This window comes from Flavobacterium sp. (assembly GCF_027484945.1).
GTDB lineage: Bacteria > Bacteroidota > Bacteroidia > Flavobacteriales > Flavobacteriaceae > Flavobacterium.
In genome coordinates this window covers 17647-35469 of the sequence record NZ_JAIXRZ010000026.1, presented here as the reverse complement: position 1 = coordinate 35469, position 17823 = coordinate 17647, and the positions used below count along the sequence as shown (strand labels likewise).

Here is a 17823-nt window from a genome sequence, read left to right as displayed (position 1 = left end):
TAATGGTAATGGTAACCTTTTAAAATATTCTTTAACAAAGGACTAATTATTTAACAATGGTTATCCCAATTGGAACGATTATATTTGTTGTATGACACTACAAAACCATCTAATTTACGTTGCATTTGGAGGTCGGGATTATCAAAATGAAATCCTTTGGTCGATATTTTCATTGTATCAAATTCAAATCAAACCCGATTGTAACGTCCATATTTTTACTGATGACCTAGCGTATTTACAATCACAAGTCCCACAAGAAATCCTACTTCATGAATTAACACCCAACCAAATTTCAATTTGGAAAGGAGCCGATAATTATCCCTATCGTGTAAAAATTAAAGTCCTTCAAGAATGCTTGCGCTTGTATTCGGGGCAATTCCTATATGTCGATAGCGATGTTGTATTTCGACAACCTTTGCAGCCTTTATTTAAAGCAATTGCAGATGGAGCGGTCTTTATGGATACCAACGAGGGGCCGCTGTATGCTAACTCGGGTGGAATTGCAACAAAAATGAAAAAGTTACTTCGCCAACAACAGCAATTTACGCTTCCAAATGGTGAAATAATTGGTTTGAATGAGCAGTTTGAAGTTTGGAATTCTGGCTGTATCGGGATTACGAATATTCACCTTCCCCAACTCCAACGTGCAGAAGTCCTAATGGATGTTTTATATGCAAGGTATCCATTATTTAGTATGGAACAAATTGCGGTAACCAAAGCTTTTGCTGACCAACAACTCCAAGAAGCAAAATCGATGATTCACCATTATTGGTATTACAAAGAGTTCCGATTGGTAATTAGGGACTTTCTCGCCTACTATTCTTCTTGGGATCATCGCCTCCAACACGCGCCAAAATGGAATCCTTGGATACTGTCTAAAGAAAAAAGAGCCTACAAAAAAATGGGATTTTGGGAAAGGACCTTGAAAAAAATTAGCCGTGGTTATCGATGGAAAAACCCGCACTTTATGCCATAAAAACAAACAAACCTTTATCTTTGTCATTCAATTTTAGCACATGAAAGAATTACAACAAACTATAGAAAATGCGTGGTCAAACCGCGAATTATTAAAAGAAGAAGCTACTCAAAATGCCATTCGTGAAGTCATCAACCAATTGGATGCTGGAACCTTACGTGTAGCACAACCCAACGAAACCGGTTGGCAAGTGAACGAATGGGTAAAAAAAGCCGTAGTGCTGTACTTCCCTATTCAAAAAATGGAAACCTTTGAAGTGGGTATTTTTGAATACCATGATAAAATTCCACTCAAACGGGGCTATGCCGAAAAAGGCATTCGTGTAGTCCCACATGCAGTTGCACGTCATGGGGCCTATATTTCGAAAGGTGTGATTTTAATGCCAAGTTATGTCAATATCGGAGCTTATGTTGATGAAGGAACAATGGTAGATACTTGGGCAACCGTAGGGAGCTGCGCACAAATCGGAAAAGAGGTACATTTAAGTGGAGGTGTTGGAATTGGTGGCGTACTCGAACCGTTACAAGCGGCACCCGTAATTATTGAAGACGGAGCTTTTATTGGCTCACGTTGTATTGTTGTAGAAGGCGTTCGTGTTGAAAAAGAAGCGGTTTTGGGGGCTAATGTCTGTTTGACCGCCTCTACAAAAATTATTGATGTTACAGGCAGCGAACCGGTAGAATATAAAGGGGTTGTACCCGCACGATCAGTAGTCATTCCAGGCAGTTACACCAAAACATTTGGAGCAGGAAGCTATCAAGTGCCTTGTGCCCTAATTATCGGTAAACGCAAACCTTCAACCGACTTAAAAACATCGTTAAATGATGCGTTACGGGAATATGATGTAGCCGTGTAAGAGGCTTCACGTTTCCTATTTCAAATTTCGCATAAATATTGGATTTCGATCAATGAGTCGATCGTTAAAATTTACTGGTATTTATAGAATATAAAGCGTTGAAAGCATTACAATTAGTTAACACAAAAGATAAGACAATTGTTGATGCAAAAGTAGCGTAACCAAAAACTAACACTATGCTTAAATCCTATTCACCTGACGAAATTCTTTTCTGCTTTGCATTAGCTTCTGAAGCAGCTGATGTTTTTGATGGGCAAAACATTCTTTTTACGGGTATTGGAAAAGTACAAGCTACGTATGCACTTTCCAAAATATTGGGTTCTCAACGGCCAAAATTAATCATCAACCTGGGATCGGCAGGTAGCTCCCATTTCCCTAAAGGTACCGTAGTAAACTGCAGACAGTTTGTGCAACGTGATATGGATGTGCGCGGCCTTGGATTTGAGCAGTATGAAACCCCATTATCGGGTATTCCTTCTGTATTGGAATATGGTGAAATTTTTGATGGATTACCTCAAGCCGTATGTGGTACCGGCGATAGTTTTGAAATGGAACAGGGCAACACAAGTTATACCGTTGTTGACATGGAAGCTTATGCGCTCGCCTATATCGCACAACAAGAAAAAATCCCATTTCTTTGTCTTAAATATATTTCTGATGGCGCCGATGATAATGCTGCCGATGACTGGTCGGAACAAGTTCATAAAGCGGCAGAAGCCTACGGGAAGTTGTTGTTATGAAGTACAAGTTTTGAATTATAAATTATAAGTGGCTTATTTCGATCCTGCAAGGCTGAAATATTGCACTATTACAAAATTGAAACCATAAGTCTGTAGTCGCTTTCTAAAGACTAAAGTCTAAAGTCTTAGAACAGATCACTGCTTACTGCCCACTGAACACTGCCTTCTGCCCACTGAAAACTACCCTACTTCCTCAACTTTCGTTTTAACCACTTCTTTTTGTTGATTTTACGCTTAAAATCTTGGGAGGTTTGCCATAATATTGGCCACAATTCAGATTCAGATATTCCACTCAAACGGGCATAGGTTGCCGCTACCGTTTGCAACATGGTTTTTGACAACCACATTTTCTTGAAATTATCCATGCGTTGCAGAATGTTCATGGGTTCGAACCGCATTCGATTCAAATCAATCAAGTAAAAGTAATAGCGCCCATCTCCAACTTCTTTAATCAAGGTATTTCCGGGAGAATGATCTAAAAAATTAATGTTTGCCTCGTGCATTTTAAACGTAAATTCAGTAAACTGCTCGATAATCACTTTACGGTTGGGAAACAAAGGATCATGAATGAGTTCACGAATTGTAAAATCGTAGTCTATATGCTGGCAAAAATAAAAACTATCGCCCAACAAACCCAAAGCCTTACGTTCTTCGATATAACCGATAGGAAAAGGAGTTAGAATACCGTGTTGTTGCAAATACAGCGCATAATCAAAGGAGCGTTTGGCCTTACTTTGACGGAACCACGAATAAATGATTGATTTAAAAAAGCCTGGCGTTTTAAAGAATTTAATACTTACCGTTTCATTATTTAACTCGTTGGTTTTAATTGAATTACGCGCACCTTTCACGATTAACGTTCCCGATTGCTCAAAGTGAACAGCCAAGTTTTCCAGAGCGGTTTGTTGCGGAGCATATTTTGGATGCAGAATCGTTGGCACAGGCAAGTTTTAAGTTGGGTAAATGTATAAAAAATTGTACTTTGCAGCAAGATTTTCTCCTATGCAAAAGATTCTAATCATTCAAAACAAACGTATCGGTGATGTATTGATCGCTTCGGTAATTGCCAACAACTTTAAACGCAAATTCCCCGATAGTGAAGTACATTTTATGGCTTACGGCTTCACCACAGGGGTTTTGGAACAGAATCCGAACATTGATAAAATTATTCCGATACAGGAAAAAGAATTGAAAAAACTACCCAACCTCATCCGTTTTATCCGATGGGTGCGTCAGCAAAAGTACGACATCATCTTTGATCCTTATTCCAAAACCCAAAGCCGTTTAATTTGTAAATTTTCAGGGGCAAAAATGACAATTGGTCATAAATCAAGAAAAAAATTCGGAAATTGGAACTACTATACCCATCCCACAGAAGGTCTTGAAACATCGGATAAATTTTGTGGGAAAGCTATTGAAGATCGGGTTCATTTAATTGAATTTGCTGGTGATTTTGAGCCTATTGATTATGCACCAAAATTGTTTTTATCAGAAGCTGAGAAAAAGGAAGATTGGCTAAGACCCTACAAAGATAAAAAGGTGATTGTGCTCGGTATTTTAGGTAGTACCCCGCAAAAATCAATGCCCTACGACTATGTAGCACAGGTTTGTGATTACATTTCACAGCACTTTGATGTTTATCTCCTTTTTAATTATTCACCCCATCAAAAAGAAGAGGCGCAAAAAATTTTAGCCCTTTGTGAATTTAAAGACCGGATCATCTTAGATATTTATGCACCATCCATTCGGGATTTTATCAAACTTATGGCACAATGTGATGTTTTAGTGGCCAATGAAGGCGGGTCAGTCCATATCGCCAAAGCGTTAAACAAACCAACGTTTACACTATTTTCTCCCTACGTAAGCAAAGATCATTGGGCTAGTTTTGAAGATGGTATAATGCACACCTCTGTGCATTTACGAGAAGACAAACCCGAACTGTATGGTTCGTTTTCGTATGAAGAACGGAAAAAAATCGAAGCCGATCCAACAAAATTGTACCGTGAACACAACCCCACTTTGTATTTGGATCGATTACACGCATTTCTAAAGCACCATTTGGGCTAAGTTTAGGACGTGAATTTTTCCTTGTACCAGGCGACTTGTAGCTCCAATCCTTGTCGCAATGACGTTTTGGGATTATAATCCAGTAGTTGACGGGCTTTATCGATGACAGCTGCCGTTCGCTGTTGGTCCCCTTTTCGAGCCGGAAACTGTTGAACAATCAAGGATTTACCTAAAATCGCTTCAACTGCTTTAATGCCTTCTTCTGTTGTATTGACCTCCTCGGTACCTAAATTAATTATTTCGCCGTTTACACGTGATTCACGACCAATTATTGCGGCTAAACCTTCCACAATATCACCAACGTAGGTAAAACTGCGCTCGTGTCGTAAACTGCCTTCAAACAATGGAAAAGGTTGGTTGTGGATTAGATTTTCAATTAATTTGGTGTACAATTTCTCTGGACGTTCACGAGGCCCATAGACTGAATACAAGCGAATTGAACAAGCATTTAATTTACCTGTACGATGAAGACCTAAAACCAATTGTTCTGCAGCCAATTTAGTCACCCCATAAAAAGAAACAGGTTGTGCTGGAACACACTCATCTACAGTTGCTTCAAGGCCATAAACAGAGGAAGTCGCAATATTTACAAATGATTTTAAATCAGAATTATAGGTAAGAACCGCTTCTAATAAATTTTGCGTTGCTTTGATATTGTTAACCATGTAATCATCTAATGTGGTATCGGCAGAAATACCCGGTTGGGCAGCCAAATGATAAATAAAATCATACGGTTGGAGAAATACTTCTTTTAAATCGGCATTTAAATCAACCTTAAAAATTGGAATTCCTTTGGCTTGAAGATCAGATGCATTGCGTAATTTCAGGTCGGGACTGTAATAATCATTAAAATTATCAATTCCATACACTTCATGACCTAATGCCTGAAGCTTTTCACACAAATGGGAAGCAATAAATCCCGCAGCACCGGTGACTAAAATTCGCATAACCTGATTATTTTTTTATACCAAAGGGAGTCCACTTGATTTTTTTAGCCCTAACTTCCTTACGAATTGCCAAATTAGCCGCAAGTGATTCTGGGGTTTTATAACCTCGGGGGTGATCCAAATGCAATACTACAGCTTTGTGGCGAATTTGTTTTCCTTTCACACCAAAATTTTCAAGGCGTTCGCCAAATTCACGATCCGGACCACCATATTTCATTCGCTCATCATAGCCGTTAATGGCAATCATGTCTTCGCGAAAACCAGAAGAATTACAATTATTAAACGAAGGTGTTGTGGGCGAAATAAAATCCAATAATTTAGCTATAATCGGATTAGCCCCCAACTTTAACGTATTGGAAAAACCGAGTTTGTCAATAGATTTCAGCCAACTTACGTTGAAACAATTTTGGTTTACAATATCTTGTTCAGAAATGTGTTTACTAGTTTTCATCGTCAGTTTGCAATAACCTCCTGACAAGAAGCGACCACGCTCAGCTTCAAGCGCATGAATTTCAACAAAGTCATGTCGCGGAATACAATCGCCATCGGTCATAATTATATATTCATGATGCGCTTCCATTATTGCAACATTTAAAATTTCCTGACGGCGATACCCTAGGTCATCATGCCATAAATGGCGCATCGGAACAGGATAAGCCGCAGCATAGCGATCAATTAACTCTTTTGTTGATTGACGCGATCCATCATCGGCAATAATTAATTCAAAATCCGTATAGGTTTGGTGTTGGTAACCAATCAAAACTTTTTCCAACCATTCTTCAGCATTGTATGTACTCACCACTACTGAAATTTTTAGGTTTTTATCTTTTGATGTTGCCATGAGAAACGTATTATTTTTAACAGACTTCTTTTTTAATGTCCCTAAATTACGATAAAATCGATCGCGCGAATACTGATCATCCCATTGACCCAATGCAGCTAATGACAGAAAATCTGCTTTCCATAGGGATGCATTGGAGAAATTAAACTCCAAACAAGGAAGTATTCGATCTAAAATTCCCGACCATATTCCCGGTTGTAACGGGCGAAATCCAAAAACACTTGAATATAGTCCCTGTTGTTGAAGAAAACGTTTATTAAAACAAGCACCCGATTCAATGTAATTGGGATTTAATTGATCCCAAATCGTGGATTGAATAAAAAAACGGGACCCTGTTAAATAATAGCCTTCTTCCCTATTTTTAATATGTTCTTCAACAAAATCAAAGCGAGGAATGGCATAAGCATCAGCAAAAATCACATAATCAGAATGGGAATGTTGTAAATAATTAATTAATTCAGGACCTGTACAAATTGAAATTTTAAAATACCAATCACCTAAGTGGAGTGAAAAATCAGTATTGGCTACGACTACAACCTCAAAATTGCGGTAATTTTGTGCCGCATAACCTTGCAGTGTCAATGAAAATGGGCGTGTACCAGTTCCCTGTGTTAATACTACCGTAACATTCTTTCGCATGGGTGCAAAGGTAACCTAATTTTATTAAATTTGTTTTCTAAACCTTAAGAATGCAAACTCTTTCTGTCATAATACCCACTTATAACGAATTTCATTATTTAGAAGATGCCGTTCGATCGGTTGCTTTTGCACAACAAATTATTGTTATTGATTCTTTTAGTACAGATGGCACCTATGAACTGGCACAATCGTTAGGTTGCACAGTAATACAACGGAAATTTGATAATTTTTCCAATCAAAAAAATGCAGCAATTGCATTGGCATCAGGCGATTGGATTTTGTTTGTTGATGCCGATGAACGGGTTACACCCAAGCTAAAGTTGGAAATACTGGAAACCTTGAAAAATCCGAAACATGCCGGATACAAAATCAATTTTCCGCACTATTTCATGAATCGCTTTTTGTATCACAAGGTAGATCGCGTCTTACGTTTGGTAAAAAATGACCACGTTCATTTTAAGGGTGATGTACACGAAAAACTAAACGTAAAGGGCTCTATCGGTCAATTGCAGCACTTTATGATTCACTATACGTACAAAGGTTTGTTTCATGCGTTAAGTAAAAAAAATTCCTATGCATGGTATCAGGCGGGAATGGCGCGAGAAAAAGGAAATAAAGTGACCCTATTTCATTTAATCTTCAAACCCTCTTATCGCTTTTTTTCTTCTTATGTTTTGAAAAAAGGATTTTTAGACGGCATCCCAGGTTTAGCATTAGCAATGGTCAATGCTTATGGGGTTTTTTCACGCTATGTAAAATTGATGTTGTTGGAACGGGAGATGAAATAAATTCTAAATTTTAAATTTTAAACGGTTAGCATCGTGTACCAAATTTGGAATATGCTATTGAAATGCTTTCCCTAATTTTATTTAATTTTATTGGTATAGGTTGTCAGGCTTCTTCCATTTGGCAAAAGAATATAAAAAACCCTATTCCTTCATTCAACAACCTAAAAAAGACAGCATAAATCAACCGGTGTTAAGGATCATAATAACATCTAAATTCTGACGTCTAGCGACCAAAGTCTAATGTCTAAAGACTAAAAAACCTTCCCAAATCGCAATTTCCATTTAAACTTCCACAAGCTATCTTCCCCTTTAATATCGATTCGTTTAATTTCAAAAGGATTGGTGAAAGGAAAGGCACTTACTTTATTTCCGATGCGAAAAGCAAAACGCATACCATGTTGACTTATTATTTTGAAAAAATGTTTTCGAGAAGGGTCTTTTTTAGGGTAACTCCCATAAGGATAGGCTAATGCAGGATAAACATTTAGTTGTTCTTTTTCAATTACAGCAAAAGCCGATTCAAAATCGTACGCAATTTCATTTTCATTGAATTGAGCAAACGGTTGATGACTGAAGGAATGATGCGCTAATTCTATGACTTCCCGATCCAAAGTGCGTAATTGTTCCGCGGTCATAATGGGTTCTCCCTGATTCGGTCTTTCAGTATTCCACGCATCGGTCTTTCCGAGGTAGGCAAACGGTACAAAAAACACCGCTTTAAAGCCATATTTTTTTAATAAAGGAACCGCAAATTCCAATTGATTAACAGTGGCATCATCAAACGTAATCAAAACAGCACACCCATTTACACTTGATTTCCCTTCTAATTCGGATAAAAAATACGATTGATAACCTTTTGACTGTAAAAACTTTAAATGTTCTTCAAAACGTGAAGCAGCAATGGTTAAACCTTTACTTAGTCGAGGATCAGCAGTAACATTATGGTACATCAAAATGGGAAGTCGCGCCACGGTAAGTGAAATTTGAAATTGGAATTGAGTAAAAATAGTATATTTGTTGCAGATTCATATCAATTCTATGTCTGAAAATTCAAGTTCGTCTAAAATCACCGCATTGGCCATTACTTTCAATGAAGAGGCTAATGTTGAACGATACGTAGCGAGCTTATCATTTGCAGATGAGATAATTTTTGTAGATTCTGAAAGTACAGACCAAACAGTTGCAATTGCGCAATCTTTGGGGGTAAAAGTAATCACCCGTTCATTTACAAATTTTTCAGAGCAACGGAATTACGCGATTGAGCAGGCAACTCATGATTGGATTTTGTTTTTTGATTTGGACGAAATCATTTCAGCCGAATTGGAAGAAGAAATAAAAACTACCGTAGCTAATCCTGGAAATAAAACGGCTTTTTTCATAAAAAGGACATTTCACTTTATGGGTAAGCGCATCCGTTTTGGAGGTTGGCAAAACGACAAAGCCATTCGGTTATTCAACAAAAACTATGGTTCTTACAACGGAAATTTAGTACACGAAGAAGTCAAAAGTGACGGTCAAGTGGGCGTACTTAAAAATCGGTTGAACCATTATAGTTATAAGAGTTTCGATAATTATAACGACAAACTCAACCTTTATAGTAAACTACAAGCTTTAAATTTGTATCAAAAAAAGAAGCGACCAAACGGCTATCATTTTTTTATTCGTCCCCTCTACCGCTTTTTCTGGCAATATTTATTTCGCTTAGGGATTTTAGATGGAAAAGAAGGATTTATATTGGCCTATGTACACTCCTTTTCCGTATTTAAACGTTATTTACAATTGTGGATGATGTACCGAAAAATTGAATAATAATGAAAGACATTGCCGTTATCATTGTGCATTACAATTCTGGAGTAATGACCAGCAAGTGTATTGACACCCTATTAAAGTTCACACCACAACAACTTTCAATTCAACTTATCATTGTTGACAATGGATCAGAAAAGGAAGATTATTTGCAATTAAAAGCCTATTGTGACCAACATATTTATTCGGATATACAACTTATTCGCAGTGCTATCAATACGGGCTTTGGTATGGGAAATATGCTTGGCTACCAGCAGGTTAATGCACACTATGTTGCCTTTGTCAATAGCGATACTTTCTTTCTAAACGATTGTTTGGGTATTTTTAAAAAATTCCTTGATAACCGGCCAGAGGTTGCTGTAGTTGGCGGACAATCCTTTAAAGAAAATGGCGCGCGCACGGTTGCTTTTGATCATTTTGCATCGGTAACTAAAGAACTATTGGGAAGACAATTTTTAGAGCTAATCAATTCCAAAAAATATCCGAATCGAAAAAAAGAATATTTCGAGCCAATAGCTGTAAATTATGTGCAGGGTAGTTTTATGTTCATTCGATGTGCTGATTTTAATGCTGTAGGTGGATTTGATACTAATTTGTTTTTATACTATGAAGAAACCGATTTATGTAAACGCATCGAAAAGAGCTTGGGCAAATCATGTTGGTTAGTTCCAGAGGCACACTACGTTCATCATCATGGCGCTAGTACCCCCAGTAGTATTTTGATTAAAACCGAATTGAAAATTTCTTTACTTTACATCATCCGAAAACACTACGGTTATTTACCCTTTGTATTTTTATTAAACTATTTGCGCTTAAATTATAGTTTAAGCTTACTCATCAAACCCAAATACGGGTATCTATTCAAAACATTGTGGGCAGGAGCACCGTTATCTTCATCATTACGTCACCGGCAAAAGATCAGCCTCTGATGTAATCCATTCAGCAACTTTGGCTTCAAAATCATGTTGAAAGAAGACTTCCGTACCAATTCCTCCTACAGGAAAAACAAAAGGAGTATAGGGATTTCCTTCTAAAATTCGTTTAACTTTTAGACCTTCAGCTAAAGCAAAGGCAAAGGTTTGATTGGAAATATATAATTTACACCCTTTAATTGCACCAGCAAGTTCTTTAAAATCGGAAACATTATGGAAAGTCGCATTTGGTACTTCCAATACAAAATCATCAAACTCAGGTTTTGTTCCCAAAAAAACAACATTATTATATTGAGTAAGAAAATGATAATTAATTTTTGGCATTCGCCCCCTAAAAGTGCGAACCACAACTATTTTATCTGCAAATTGAGGAAGCGGTTCGACTTCAATACTGGGCTCCTCCATTGAAGGAAAAACTCCAGTGATATGATAGTACCAGCGAACGGAATGAAAATCAAGTGCAAATGGCATTTTACGGAATAAATCCAAATCTATATCCAATGATTCTCCTTGATAAATAGCTACCTTTGAAAGATATGATTGATGCTCTAAGAGGGGTTTCAGCATTAAAAACCCACGTTGATTAATCATAATATTACCATTCGGATGTTTATGGTAATTACGTCCAATACGCTGATCTAATTGTATGTAGAGTTCACATTGAGCATTTTGAGCAAGAGCTTTGATTACAGGTAAGGCATAAATCAAATCTCCCATATGCCCTGAGTGTTTGAAAGTTAATGTTTTTTTTTGAACAATTGCTTTACGAATACGTGTTAATTCTCCCTCTAAGAACTCCGTATGGCGCATTTTTACACCTTGTTCTTTTAATTGGAACTTGTATTCAAAATAGCGCGACTTATTTACAAGACGCAACCATAACTTAATAATTTCTGTGATAAGACGATTATGTTTCTTTCTCATAGTTCTCAAATATACGGTCTAATTCTTGATATATCTTTTGTGTATCGTGGTGATTTTTGAAATAGGTACGACTCTGTTCACAATGGTAATTATATAATGGCTCATCATTCAAAAGTTGTATGCAATGAGAAGCAAATAACTCTGGTTCATTGGCAACCAAACAACCGTTTTCACTTTTATTCCATAATCCATCTATACTTCGGGGTTGACAAACGACAGGCAATCCATAGGAAAGCGCCTCTACCACCTTAATTTTAAGTCCAGTACCAGAAACCATAGGACAAAGAGCTATTTTAGCTTTTTGATAATAAACTTGTAACGATGGTGCAAAACGAACTTTGGTTACATTGGGATATTCTGCAACAAAATCAGTTATTTTTCCAATGATTATGAAACGAGCAGTTTTTGGCAGTAAAGGATAAACATGGTTGAAAAACCATTGTATCGATTGGATATTATGTTGATTATCACTACCTACAAAAATAAAATCATAGTCAATTGACTCCGAAATATATTTAGAAGCATTGGGAATAGAATGGGTGACCACCTCGATTGGTTTTTTTATAAATTGTGAAAAGACATACTGCTCTTCTGGAGAAATTACGAGTATTTTATCAAATAAACCTAATAATTTTATTTCTGTTTCCATCGACTTCCCTAAATCAAACCTACGTGTAGATTGAAATTGTGCCGTGAGAAAATCATGTGTATCTAACCATAACTGAGCTTTTCCTGTAAACGGATTATCTTCTATTAAACCCGACCAACAGGCATACGAAATCAAAATTAAATCGTAATGCTTATCTTGTAGAATTCTATTAAAATCTTTTTGTTGACCGGGTTTAACTCGGTAAAACTGGCGCATACGCCCATGAAGTAAATTAGGAATTGAAATCTGAAATAAGTAACCGAGTTTATGCTTTTTTTTCTGATAATTACGAAGAAAGTAACAATTAGAAACTAAATCGCTTTTTTTCAACTCTTCAAGCATTTCTCCTTGCTTATTTTCTGGGGCTTCACACACGAAATCGACTTGATGACCACGTGATTTAAAATAATCCAACAAAGCTATTACCCGAATAGAATTTCCTTGCGAGGCTTGAAGTGGAAATTCGGGGTAAAAGTAAAGCAGTTTCATGAATTTGTTTTTACAAAGATATAAATCGAAGGAGAAGTTTAAATTGTAACACTATAAATAAATAAGAAAATCTTATTGATTGACTATTAACATTTTAAAAAAAGTCAAGGAAAAATCTCAGAAATTTTTACCTAAAAATAAATCAAGCTTAAAATAAAAGATATCATTTTAATGAAAATTAAACTTCTTTTTGATCATAAAATACTTATTAAATAAAGTAAATTTACATGTAGATGACTAGCTGTAATCTTGCGAGCTAAGAATAGCTTTTTATCTTTGTCAAAAATTAAAAATCATGGAGATCATAAGTCACCGGGGTTATTGGATTGATCCACAAGAAAAAAATACCGAAGCTGCATTTATTCGTTCATTTTCAAAAAATATAGGAACCGAAACTGATATTCGTGACTATAAAGGTGAATTAGTGATTGCTCACGATATAGCCGATGAAAACAGTATACTTGCTCGAACTTTTTTTGAAATTTACAATCAGTTTAACTGCACGGGAACTTTAGCTTTAAATATTAAAGCGGATGGTTTGCAAGCACCGTTGATGGAATTATTACAGGCGCACCACATCACCAATTATTTTGTTTTTGACATGTCGGTTCCGGATTTATTGCACTACGATCGCCACGGGTTTATCTACTATTCCCGTCGCAGCGAATACGAAACCGCGGTTAGCAAATACGCAGAGTGTAATGGTATTTGGTTAGATGCATTTGAAAGCTTATGGTATGATAACACGTTGATTCGCAAATTTATAGACGATGACAAAAAAGTAGCTCTAGTATCGCCCGAATTACACAAAAGAGATCCTGAAACACTTTGGAATTTACTAAAATCGGAAAACTTACATAGACTTCCCAATATCATTTTGTGTACCGATTTACCAGAGGTCGCTACACTCTTTTTTCAAGAAAGCTAATGATCCATCCTCAAGATATTTCATTTGTTGTGCAGGGTCCCATAGTTCATGAGGAATCATTTAATACACTTTTGGTATTGAAGAGCATCCGAAAACACTATAAGGGTGCAACTATTATTCTATCCACATGGGACACCGAAAATACAAATGAACTTGATTATGATTTATTGGTTAAACAGCAAGCACCGGAAGTATTAAATACTGTATATTCTGAACAATGTAATGTAAACCGCCTTATAGTTTCTTCTCAACATGGTTTAGAAAAAGTTAAAACTCCTTATGCCGTTAAAACACGAACTGATATTGTATTTACTAGTAGTTATTTATGCGGATTTCAATTCGATGACAAAGCAGTTTTGTTTGAATCTAAAATTGTATTACTTAATTATTTTTCAAGAAATCCATATAAACAGTTTGTCAAACATGGTATCGGACTATTATTTCATCCATCAGATATTTTCCTTTTTGGGAAAACTAAAGCTGTACAAAAATTCTTCAGCGCAGAACGTGCTGAAACTTCTATACTCAATAATATTAATGGTAATGCTCCCATTTTTCCGGAACAATATCTACTCATGTCTTTGCTGATTCGCGAAGGATTATTAACCGATTATCATAATTCACGTTTAAAAAGTAACTCGGAATTTACGCACCTTTCTGAAAAAATATTTATCGAAAATTTCAAAATTCACAATCCAAATCAATTAGGAATTACAATTCCAAAGCGCATTATTAGCGGTTGGCACGCAGACTCTATATACACTGAAAATGAATTGATTAAATCAAAATATTTTAGCATACTAAAAGCAATATACTATTGCAAAATATATCCTATTTTTGTAAAAATTAAAAAATTGGCAAATGACAAAAATCAAAGCCGTATTGTTTGATATGGATGGCGTACTCATCGATGCTAAAGATTGGCATTATGAAGCCTTAAACAAAGCCTTGCGCTTATTTGGAACCGAAATTAGTCGCTACGATCATTTGGTCACTTTTGACGGACTTCCGACCAAGAAAAAATTGGAGATGTTAAGTTTGGAAGGTGGTTTTCCCCGTAAATTGCATGGGTTCATCAACGACCTCAAGCAAGTGTATACGATGGAAATGGTCTATGCCAAATGCAAACCTTCCTTTAATCACCAATATACGTTATCCAAACTAAAAGAAGAAGGCTACCATATTGCCGTTTGTTCGAATTCGGTGCGCAACACCATCGAAATCATGATGCAAAAAGCCAACTTGACCCAATATTTGGATTTCTTTATTTCTAATCAAGATGTGACTCACGGTAAACCCGATCCGGAGATTTACCAAAAAGCCATTCAACGCTTGGGACTCCAACCCGAAGAATGTTTGATTGTAGAAGATAATGAAAACGGAATCAAAGCAGCGATCGCTTCGGGAGCCCATTTATTCAAAGTAGAGACGGTGGATGACGTACAATTTACCGCCATTATGAACCGTATTAAAGAAATTGAACATGCTTAAAATCATTATTCCTTTAGCCGGTAGTTCTGAATTGTACACCAATGCCGGATTCTCCTATCCAAAACCTTTGGTTGAAATCGATGGCAAACCCATGATTCAAATAGTGATTGAACAATTCCAATCGATTACCGAACCTTTTCAGGCTGTTTTTATTTTAAAAGATGAAGATGTACGAAAATTTCACTTGGACAATACCATTCGTTTATTGGCACCCAATAGCGAAATTGTAAAATTGAAAAGTGATACCAAAGGTGCCTTGTGCAGTATCTTAATGACGATTGATTCCCTTTCGGATGACGATCGTATTTTAGTATTGAACGGCGACCAAATCATCAACCATAATTTTCAAGCGATTCTTTCTTCTTTCGACGAACGCAAAGCCGATGTGGGTATTGTTACCTTTCCTTCGGTACATCCACGTTGGTCGTATGCCCGCATTGAACATGGTGAAGTGGTACAAACGGCTGAGAAAAATCCGATTAGTAATGCCGCTATTGCCGGTTTTTACTTTTTTGCAAAAGCACAGGATTTCTTTGCCAATGCGTTCCAATGTATTTTGGACGATGTACAAATCAATGGGAACTTTTTCACCTCATCCGTGATTAATGAATACATTTTAAAGAATCAAAAAGTAGTGAATTTTGGCATTAACAAAACGGATTACCATTCGTTTTATGCTCCACAAAATTTACAAGAATACTTAAAAGCACAAAAATAATGGCGCTTGAAAAACACGATTTAGCCGATATGTTTAAAGGATGGTTCATTGGTAACTTCGAACCTTCATTATACAAAACCAATGATGTAGAAGTAGGTGTAAAATCCTATACTGCGGGGGAATACGAAGCTTCGCACCATCACAAAATCGCAACGGAATTTACCGTAATCATTTCTGGAGAAGTGGAAATGAGTGGTGAAAAATATGGCGCCGGTGCGATTATCAAAATTGAACCCAATACTTCAACTGATTTTAGAGCACTCACCGACACAACTACAATAGTGGTAAAAGTTCCCGGTGCTTCCAATGATAAATACGTAGATTCATTATGATTAATATTGTAATTCCGATGGCTGGTCAAGGCAGTCGTTTTGCTCAAGCCGGTTATGAAAAACCAAAACCTTTTATCGATGTAAACGGTAAGCCAATGATTGCGCGGGTGATGGAGAATTTATACTATCCCAATGCCAATTATATTTTAATCGGACGTAAAGAACATTTGGAACAAGAGCGGGAATTGGTCGCTGCATTGGAAAAAAATTACAACGCTCAATTCATCGAATTGGATCAATTGACTGAAGGAACGGCTTGTACCGTTTTGTTTGCTCGTAAATTCATTAACAATGATTATCCCTTATTGATTGCCAACTCTGATCAGTTGGTAGATCATTCGATAGAAGCGTATATCAACGATTGTTTGGAGCAAAATGCAGACGGCAGTATTTTGACGTTTGTAGATGCAGAACGCAATCCGAAGTGGTCCTTTGCCAAAATCGATGCTCAGGGTAATGTGACCGAAGTAAAAGAGAAAAAAGCCATTTCAGAATATGCAACGGTAGGGATTTATTTCTTTACCAATGGACGCTATTTTGTGGATGGCGCCATTGATATGATTGCCAATAACGACCGTGTCAATAACGAATTTTACACCTGTCCGGTCTATAATTATTGTATTGCAGAAGGCCAAAAAATCAAAATCTACAACATTGATTTTGAAGCGATGCACGGTTTGGGTACGCCTGAAGATTTGACGCTCTATTTAGAAAAACATGTATAATCCCTCAGATTTTTCTGTTGTAGTTCAAGGTCCGGTTCATGGTAAACCCGGCGATGAAGCAGCTTTGCAACTCACGCAACGCTGTTTGGCAAGTGCGCGACAGCATTTACCGGGTGCTGAGATTATCTTATCGACTTGGAGAGGCAGTGCCGTTTCTCATTTGGACTTTGATGTTTTAATTGAAAACGAAGATCCAGGTGGCACCTCCTATTACGATAGCAACACCTCCAAATTCAATAACAATAACCGTCAGATTGTGTCAACGCGCAATGGTGTATTGAAAGCTACACGAACATACACCATGAAATTACGCAGTGATTGCCATTTGATTCATAACGGTTTTTTAAACTATTTGTGCAAATACAATGCACACAACAGATATCAAGTTTTTGAACAGCGTATTTTAACTTCTGTAGCCTTTACCAAAGACCCTAGAAGAATACCAATTTTATATCATGTAAGTGATATTTTTCAAGTTGGGTTAACTAGGGATATGAAATTATTATGGGATATTCCGTTGCAACCCGAACCCGAAACAACACGTTTTTTTCCTGAAACTCATATTATTTACAATGAACCGTATGTTTATGATGCCTATAAAATGCGTTATGCTTGTGAACAATATATTTGGTATCGTTGTGCTGCCAAAAAAGGAATAAATTTGCAATTAAACTATTACTGTGAAGTACCTTTTTCAAAAATTGCCCTTTCGGAAAAAACACTGATTGATAATTTTGTGTTTTTAGAATTGGACCAATTGGGCTTACGATTACCTGAAAAAATGGATATCGAATTGGATAATCCTACTTTATACCGCTTTGAACAATGGGAAGCCTTGTATGAAGCCTATTGTGTTCAAAAGAAGAGTAATGATTTTTGGATGGCGTTACAGGTGAAATGGAATTCGTTTCGCTATATTTTAAAGAATTTTAGACGAAGAAAAAAGCGTTTACAACGCATGAAACGCGCGTAACT

General features: G+C 36.7%; 20 protein-coding genes. 14 read left to right on the top strand and 6 right to left on the bottom strand.

All coding sequences use genetic code 11. The annotated features are described in order from the left end of the window. The first annotated feature begins 91 nt into the window (after positions 1 to 91). The 3 genes from Q0039_RS04125 to Q0039_RS04115 all read left to right on the top strand — a co-directional run bounded on the left by Q0039_RS04125 (position 92) and on the right by Q0039_RS04115 (position 2572). The gene (locus Q0039_RS04125; RefSeq protein ID WP_297509494.1) at positions 92 to 976 is read left to right on the top strand and encodes a hypothetical protein; all 885 of its coding nucleotides are present in this window, start codon (positions 92 to 94) and stop codon (positions 974 to 976) included. Positions 977 to 1016: 40 nt separating this feature from the next. After that, positions 1017 to 1832: a 2,3,4,5-tetrahydropyridine-2,6-dicarboxylate N-succinyltransferase gene (locus tag Q0039_RS04120; RefSeq protein WP_297509490.1), complete on the top strand. Its 816-nt coding sequence runs from the start codon at positions 1017 to 1019 to the stop codon at positions 1830 to 1832. Positions 1833 to 2008: 176 nt separating this feature from the next. Further along, positions 2009 to 2572, top strand: coding sequence for a nucleosidase (locus tag Q0039_RS04115; protein ID WP_297509486.1), 564 nt, complete (start codon positions 2009 to 2011; stop codon positions 2570 to 2572). Positions 2573 to 2757: 185 nt separating this feature from the next. On the opposite strand, the gene Q0039_RS04110 is transcribed toward Q0039_RS04115, so the two are convergent. Next, positions 2758 to 3513, bottom strand: a complete 756-nt coding sequence (locus Q0039_RS04110; protein ID WP_297509483.1) for a lipopolysaccharide kinase — start codon at positions 3511 to 3513, stop codon at positions 2758 to 2760. A 61-nt stretch (positions 3514 to 3574) separates the two neighbouring features. Here Q0039_RS04110 and Q0039_RS04105 point away from each other — a divergent pair, with 61 nt between their 5' ends. After that, the gene (locus Q0039_RS04105; RefSeq protein WP_297509480.1) at positions 3575 to 4639 is read left to right on the top strand and encodes a glycosyltransferase family 9 protein; all 1065 of its coding nucleotides are present in this window, start codon (positions 3575 to 3577) and stop codon (positions 4637 to 4639) included. A 2-nt stretch (positions 4640 to 4641) separates the two neighbouring features. Here Q0039_RS04105 and Q0039_RS04100 read toward each other — a convergent pair whose 3' ends face one another. Continuing rightward, positions 4642 to 5586, bottom strand: a complete 945-nt coding sequence (locus tag Q0039_RS04100; protein ID WP_297509477.1) for an NAD-dependent epimerase/dehydratase family protein — start codon at positions 5584 to 5586, stop codon at positions 4642 to 4644. Positions 5587 to 5593: 7 nt separating this feature from the next. Next, on the bottom strand, positions 5594 to 7066 hold the full coding sequence (locus Q0039_RS10280) for a glycosyltransferase (RefSeq protein ID WP_366520869.1): 1473 nt from the start codon (positions 7064 to 7066) through the stop codon (positions 5594 to 5596). A 50-nt stretch (positions 7067 to 7116) separates the two neighbouring features. On the opposite strand from Q0039_RS10280, the gene Q0039_RS04090 reads away from it, so the two are divergent. After that, the gene (locus Q0039_RS04090) at positions 7117 to 7854 is read left to right on the top strand and encodes a glycosyltransferase family 2 protein (RefSeq protein ID WP_297509474.1); all 738 of its coding nucleotides are present in this window, start codon (positions 7117 to 7119) and stop codon (positions 7852 to 7854) included. 251 nt (positions 7855 to 8105) lie between these two features. Here Q0039_RS04090 and Q0039_RS04085 read toward each other — a convergent pair whose 3' ends face one another. Continuing rightward, a complete protein-coding gene (locus tag Q0039_RS04085; RefSeq protein ID WP_297509470.1) occupies positions 8106 to 8825 on the bottom strand; it encodes a polysaccharide deacetylase family protein in 720 nt (239 codons plus the stop codon). Positions 8826 to 8868: 43 nt separating this feature from the next. Here Q0039_RS04085 and Q0039_RS04080 point away from each other — a divergent pair, with 43 nt between their 5' ends. Both Q0039_RS04080 and Q0039_RS04075 read left to right on the top strand, forming a co-directional pair. Further along, complete coding sequence (locus Q0039_RS04080) at positions 8869 to 9663, top strand: glycosyltransferase family 2 protein (RefSeq protein ID WP_297509465.1); 795 nt, start codon at positions 8869 to 8871, stop codon at positions 9661 to 9663. Positions 9664 to 9665: 2 nt separating this feature from the next. Then, a complete protein-coding gene (locus tag Q0039_RS04075; RefSeq protein WP_297509461.1) occupies positions 9666 to 10589 on the top strand; it encodes a glycosyltransferase family 2 protein in 924 nt (307 codons plus the stop codon). Here the strand turns inward: Q0039_RS04075 and Q0039_RS04070 are convergent. Further along, the gene (locus Q0039_RS04070; protein ID WP_297509458.1) at positions 10560 to 11516 is read right to left on the bottom strand and encodes a hypothetical protein; all 957 of its coding nucleotides are present in this window, start codon (positions 11514 to 11516) and stop codon (positions 10560 to 10562) included. The genes Q0039_RS04075 and Q0039_RS04070 overlap by 30 nt on opposite strands. Further along, positions 11500 to 12654 carry a glycosyltransferase gene (locus Q0039_RS04065; RefSeq protein ID WP_297509455.1) on the bottom strand — a complete coding sequence of 385 codons (1155 nt, stop codon included), beginning with the start codon at positions 12652 to 12654 and terminating at the stop codon, positions 11500 to 11502. Before Q0039_RS04065 ends, Q0039_RS04070 begins: the two co-directional genes overlap by 17 nt. 295 nt (positions 12655 to 12949) lie before the next feature. On the opposite strand from Q0039_RS04065, the gene Q0039_RS04060 reads away from it, so the two are divergent. The 7 genes from Q0039_RS04060 to Q0039_RS04030 are packed head-to-tail and all read left to right on the top strand — an operon-like array spanning position 12950 to position 17821. After that, complete coding sequence (locus tag Q0039_RS04060; RefSeq protein WP_297509451.1) at positions 12950 to 13582, top strand: hypothetical protein; 633 nt, start codon at positions 12950 to 12952, stop codon at positions 13580 to 13582. Continuing rightward, positions 13582 to 14472: a WavE lipopolysaccharide synthesis family protein gene (locus tag Q0039_RS04055; protein ID WP_297509448.1), complete on the top strand. Its 891-nt coding sequence runs from the start codon at positions 13582 to 13584 to the stop codon at positions 14470 to 14472. Before Q0039_RS04060 ends, Q0039_RS04055 begins: the two co-directional genes overlap by 1 nt. Next, complete coding sequence (locus Q0039_RS04050; protein ID WP_297509445.1) at positions 14444 to 15073, top strand: HAD family phosphatase; 630 nt, start codon at positions 14444 to 14446, stop codon at positions 15071 to 15073. The genes Q0039_RS04055 and Q0039_RS04050 overlap by 29 nt, the downstream gene beginning before the upstream one ends. Further along, positions 15066 to 15791 (top strand): glycosyltransferase family 2 protein, encoded by a 726-nt coding sequence (locus Q0039_RS04045; RefSeq protein WP_297509442.1) that lies wholly within the window; start codon positions 15066 to 15068, stop codon positions 15789 to 15791. The genes Q0039_RS04050 and Q0039_RS04045 overlap by 8 nt, the downstream gene beginning before the upstream one ends. Continuing rightward, complete coding sequence (locus tag Q0039_RS04040; protein ID WP_297509440.1) at positions 15791 to 16123, top strand: hypothetical protein; 333 nt, start codon at positions 15791 to 15793, stop codon at positions 16121 to 16123. Before Q0039_RS04045 ends, Q0039_RS04040 begins: the two co-directional genes overlap by 1 nt. Then, on the top strand, positions 16120 to 16848 hold the full coding sequence (locus tag Q0039_RS04035; RefSeq protein WP_297509437.1) for a glycosyltransferase family 2 protein: 729 nt from the start codon (positions 16120 to 16122) through the stop codon (positions 16846 to 16848). Before Q0039_RS04040 ends, Q0039_RS04035 begins: the two co-directional genes overlap by 4 nt. Further along, the gene (locus tag Q0039_RS04030; RefSeq protein WP_297509433.1) at positions 16841 to 17821 is read left to right on the top strand and encodes a WavE lipopolysaccharide synthesis family protein; all 981 of its coding nucleotides are present in this window, start codon (positions 16841 to 16843) and stop codon (positions 17819 to 17821) included. Before Q0039_RS04035 ends, Q0039_RS04030 begins: the two co-directional genes overlap by 8 nt. Positions 17822 to 17823: the final 2 nt, after the last annotated feature.

Coding starts and splice junctions, on each gene's coding strand:
- Q0039_RS04125 (WP_297509494.1), top strand. CDS start 92: ATGACACTACAAAACCATCTAATTTACGTTGCATTTGGAGGTCGGGAT.
- Q0039_RS04120 (WP_297509490.1), top strand. CDS start 1,017: ATGAAAGAATTACAACAAACTATAGAAAATGCGTGGTCAAACCGCGAA.
- Q0039_RS04115 (WP_297509486.1), top strand. CDS start 2,009: ATGCTTAAATCCTATTCACCTGACGAAATTCTTTTCTGCTTTGCATTA.
- Q0039_RS04105 (WP_297509480.1), top strand. CDS start 3,575: ATGCAAAAGATTCTAATCATTCAAAACAAACGTATCGGTGATGTATTG.
- Q0039_RS04100 (WP_297509477.1), bottom strand. CDS start 5,586: ATGCGAATTTTAGTCACCGGTGCTGCGGGATTTATTGCTTCCCATTTG.
- Q0039_RS10280 (WP_366520869.1), bottom strand. CDS start 7,066: ATGCGAAAGAATGTTACGGTAGTATTAACACAGGGAACTGGTACACGC.
- Q0039_RS04090 (WP_297509474.1), top strand. CDS start 7,117: ATGCAAACTCTTTCTGTCATAATACCCACTTATAACGAATTTCATTAT.
- Q0039_RS04075 (WP_297509461.1), top strand. CDS start 9,666: ATGAAAGACATTGCCGTTATCATTGTGCATTACAATTCTGGAGTAATG.
- Q0039_RS04070 (WP_297509458.1), bottom strand. CDS start 11,516: ATGAGAAAGAAACATAATCGTCTTATCACAGAAATTATTAAGTTATGG.
- Q0039_RS04065 (WP_297509455.1), bottom strand. CDS start 12,654: ATGAAACTGCTTTACTTTTACCCCGAATTTCCACTTCAAGCCTCGCAA.
- Q0039_RS04060 (WP_297509451.1), top strand. CDS start 12,950: ATGGAGATCATAAGTCACCGGGGTTATTGGATTGATCCACAAGAAAAA.
- Q0039_RS04055 (WP_297509448.1), top strand. CDS start 13,582: ATGATCCATCCTCAAGATATTTCATTTGTTGTGCAGGGTCCCATAGTT.
- Q0039_RS04050 (WP_297509445.1), top strand. CDS start 14,444: ATGACAAAAATCAAAGCCGTATTGTTTGATATGGATGGCGTACTCATC.
- Q0039_RS04045 (WP_297509442.1), top strand. CDS start 15,066: ATGCTTAAAATCATTATTCCTTTAGCCGGTAGTTCTGAATTGTACACC.
- Q0039_RS04040 (WP_297509440.1), top strand. CDS start 15,791: ATGGCGCTTGAAAAACACGATTTAGCCGATATGTTTAAAGGATGGTTC.
- Q0039_RS04035 (WP_297509437.1), top strand. CDS start 16,120: ATGATTAATATTGTAATTCCGATGGCTGGTCAAGGCAGTCGTTTTGCT.
- Q0039_RS04030 (WP_297509433.1), top strand. CDS start 16,841: ATGTATAATCCCTCAGATTTTTCTGTTGTAGTTCAAGGTCCGGTTCAT.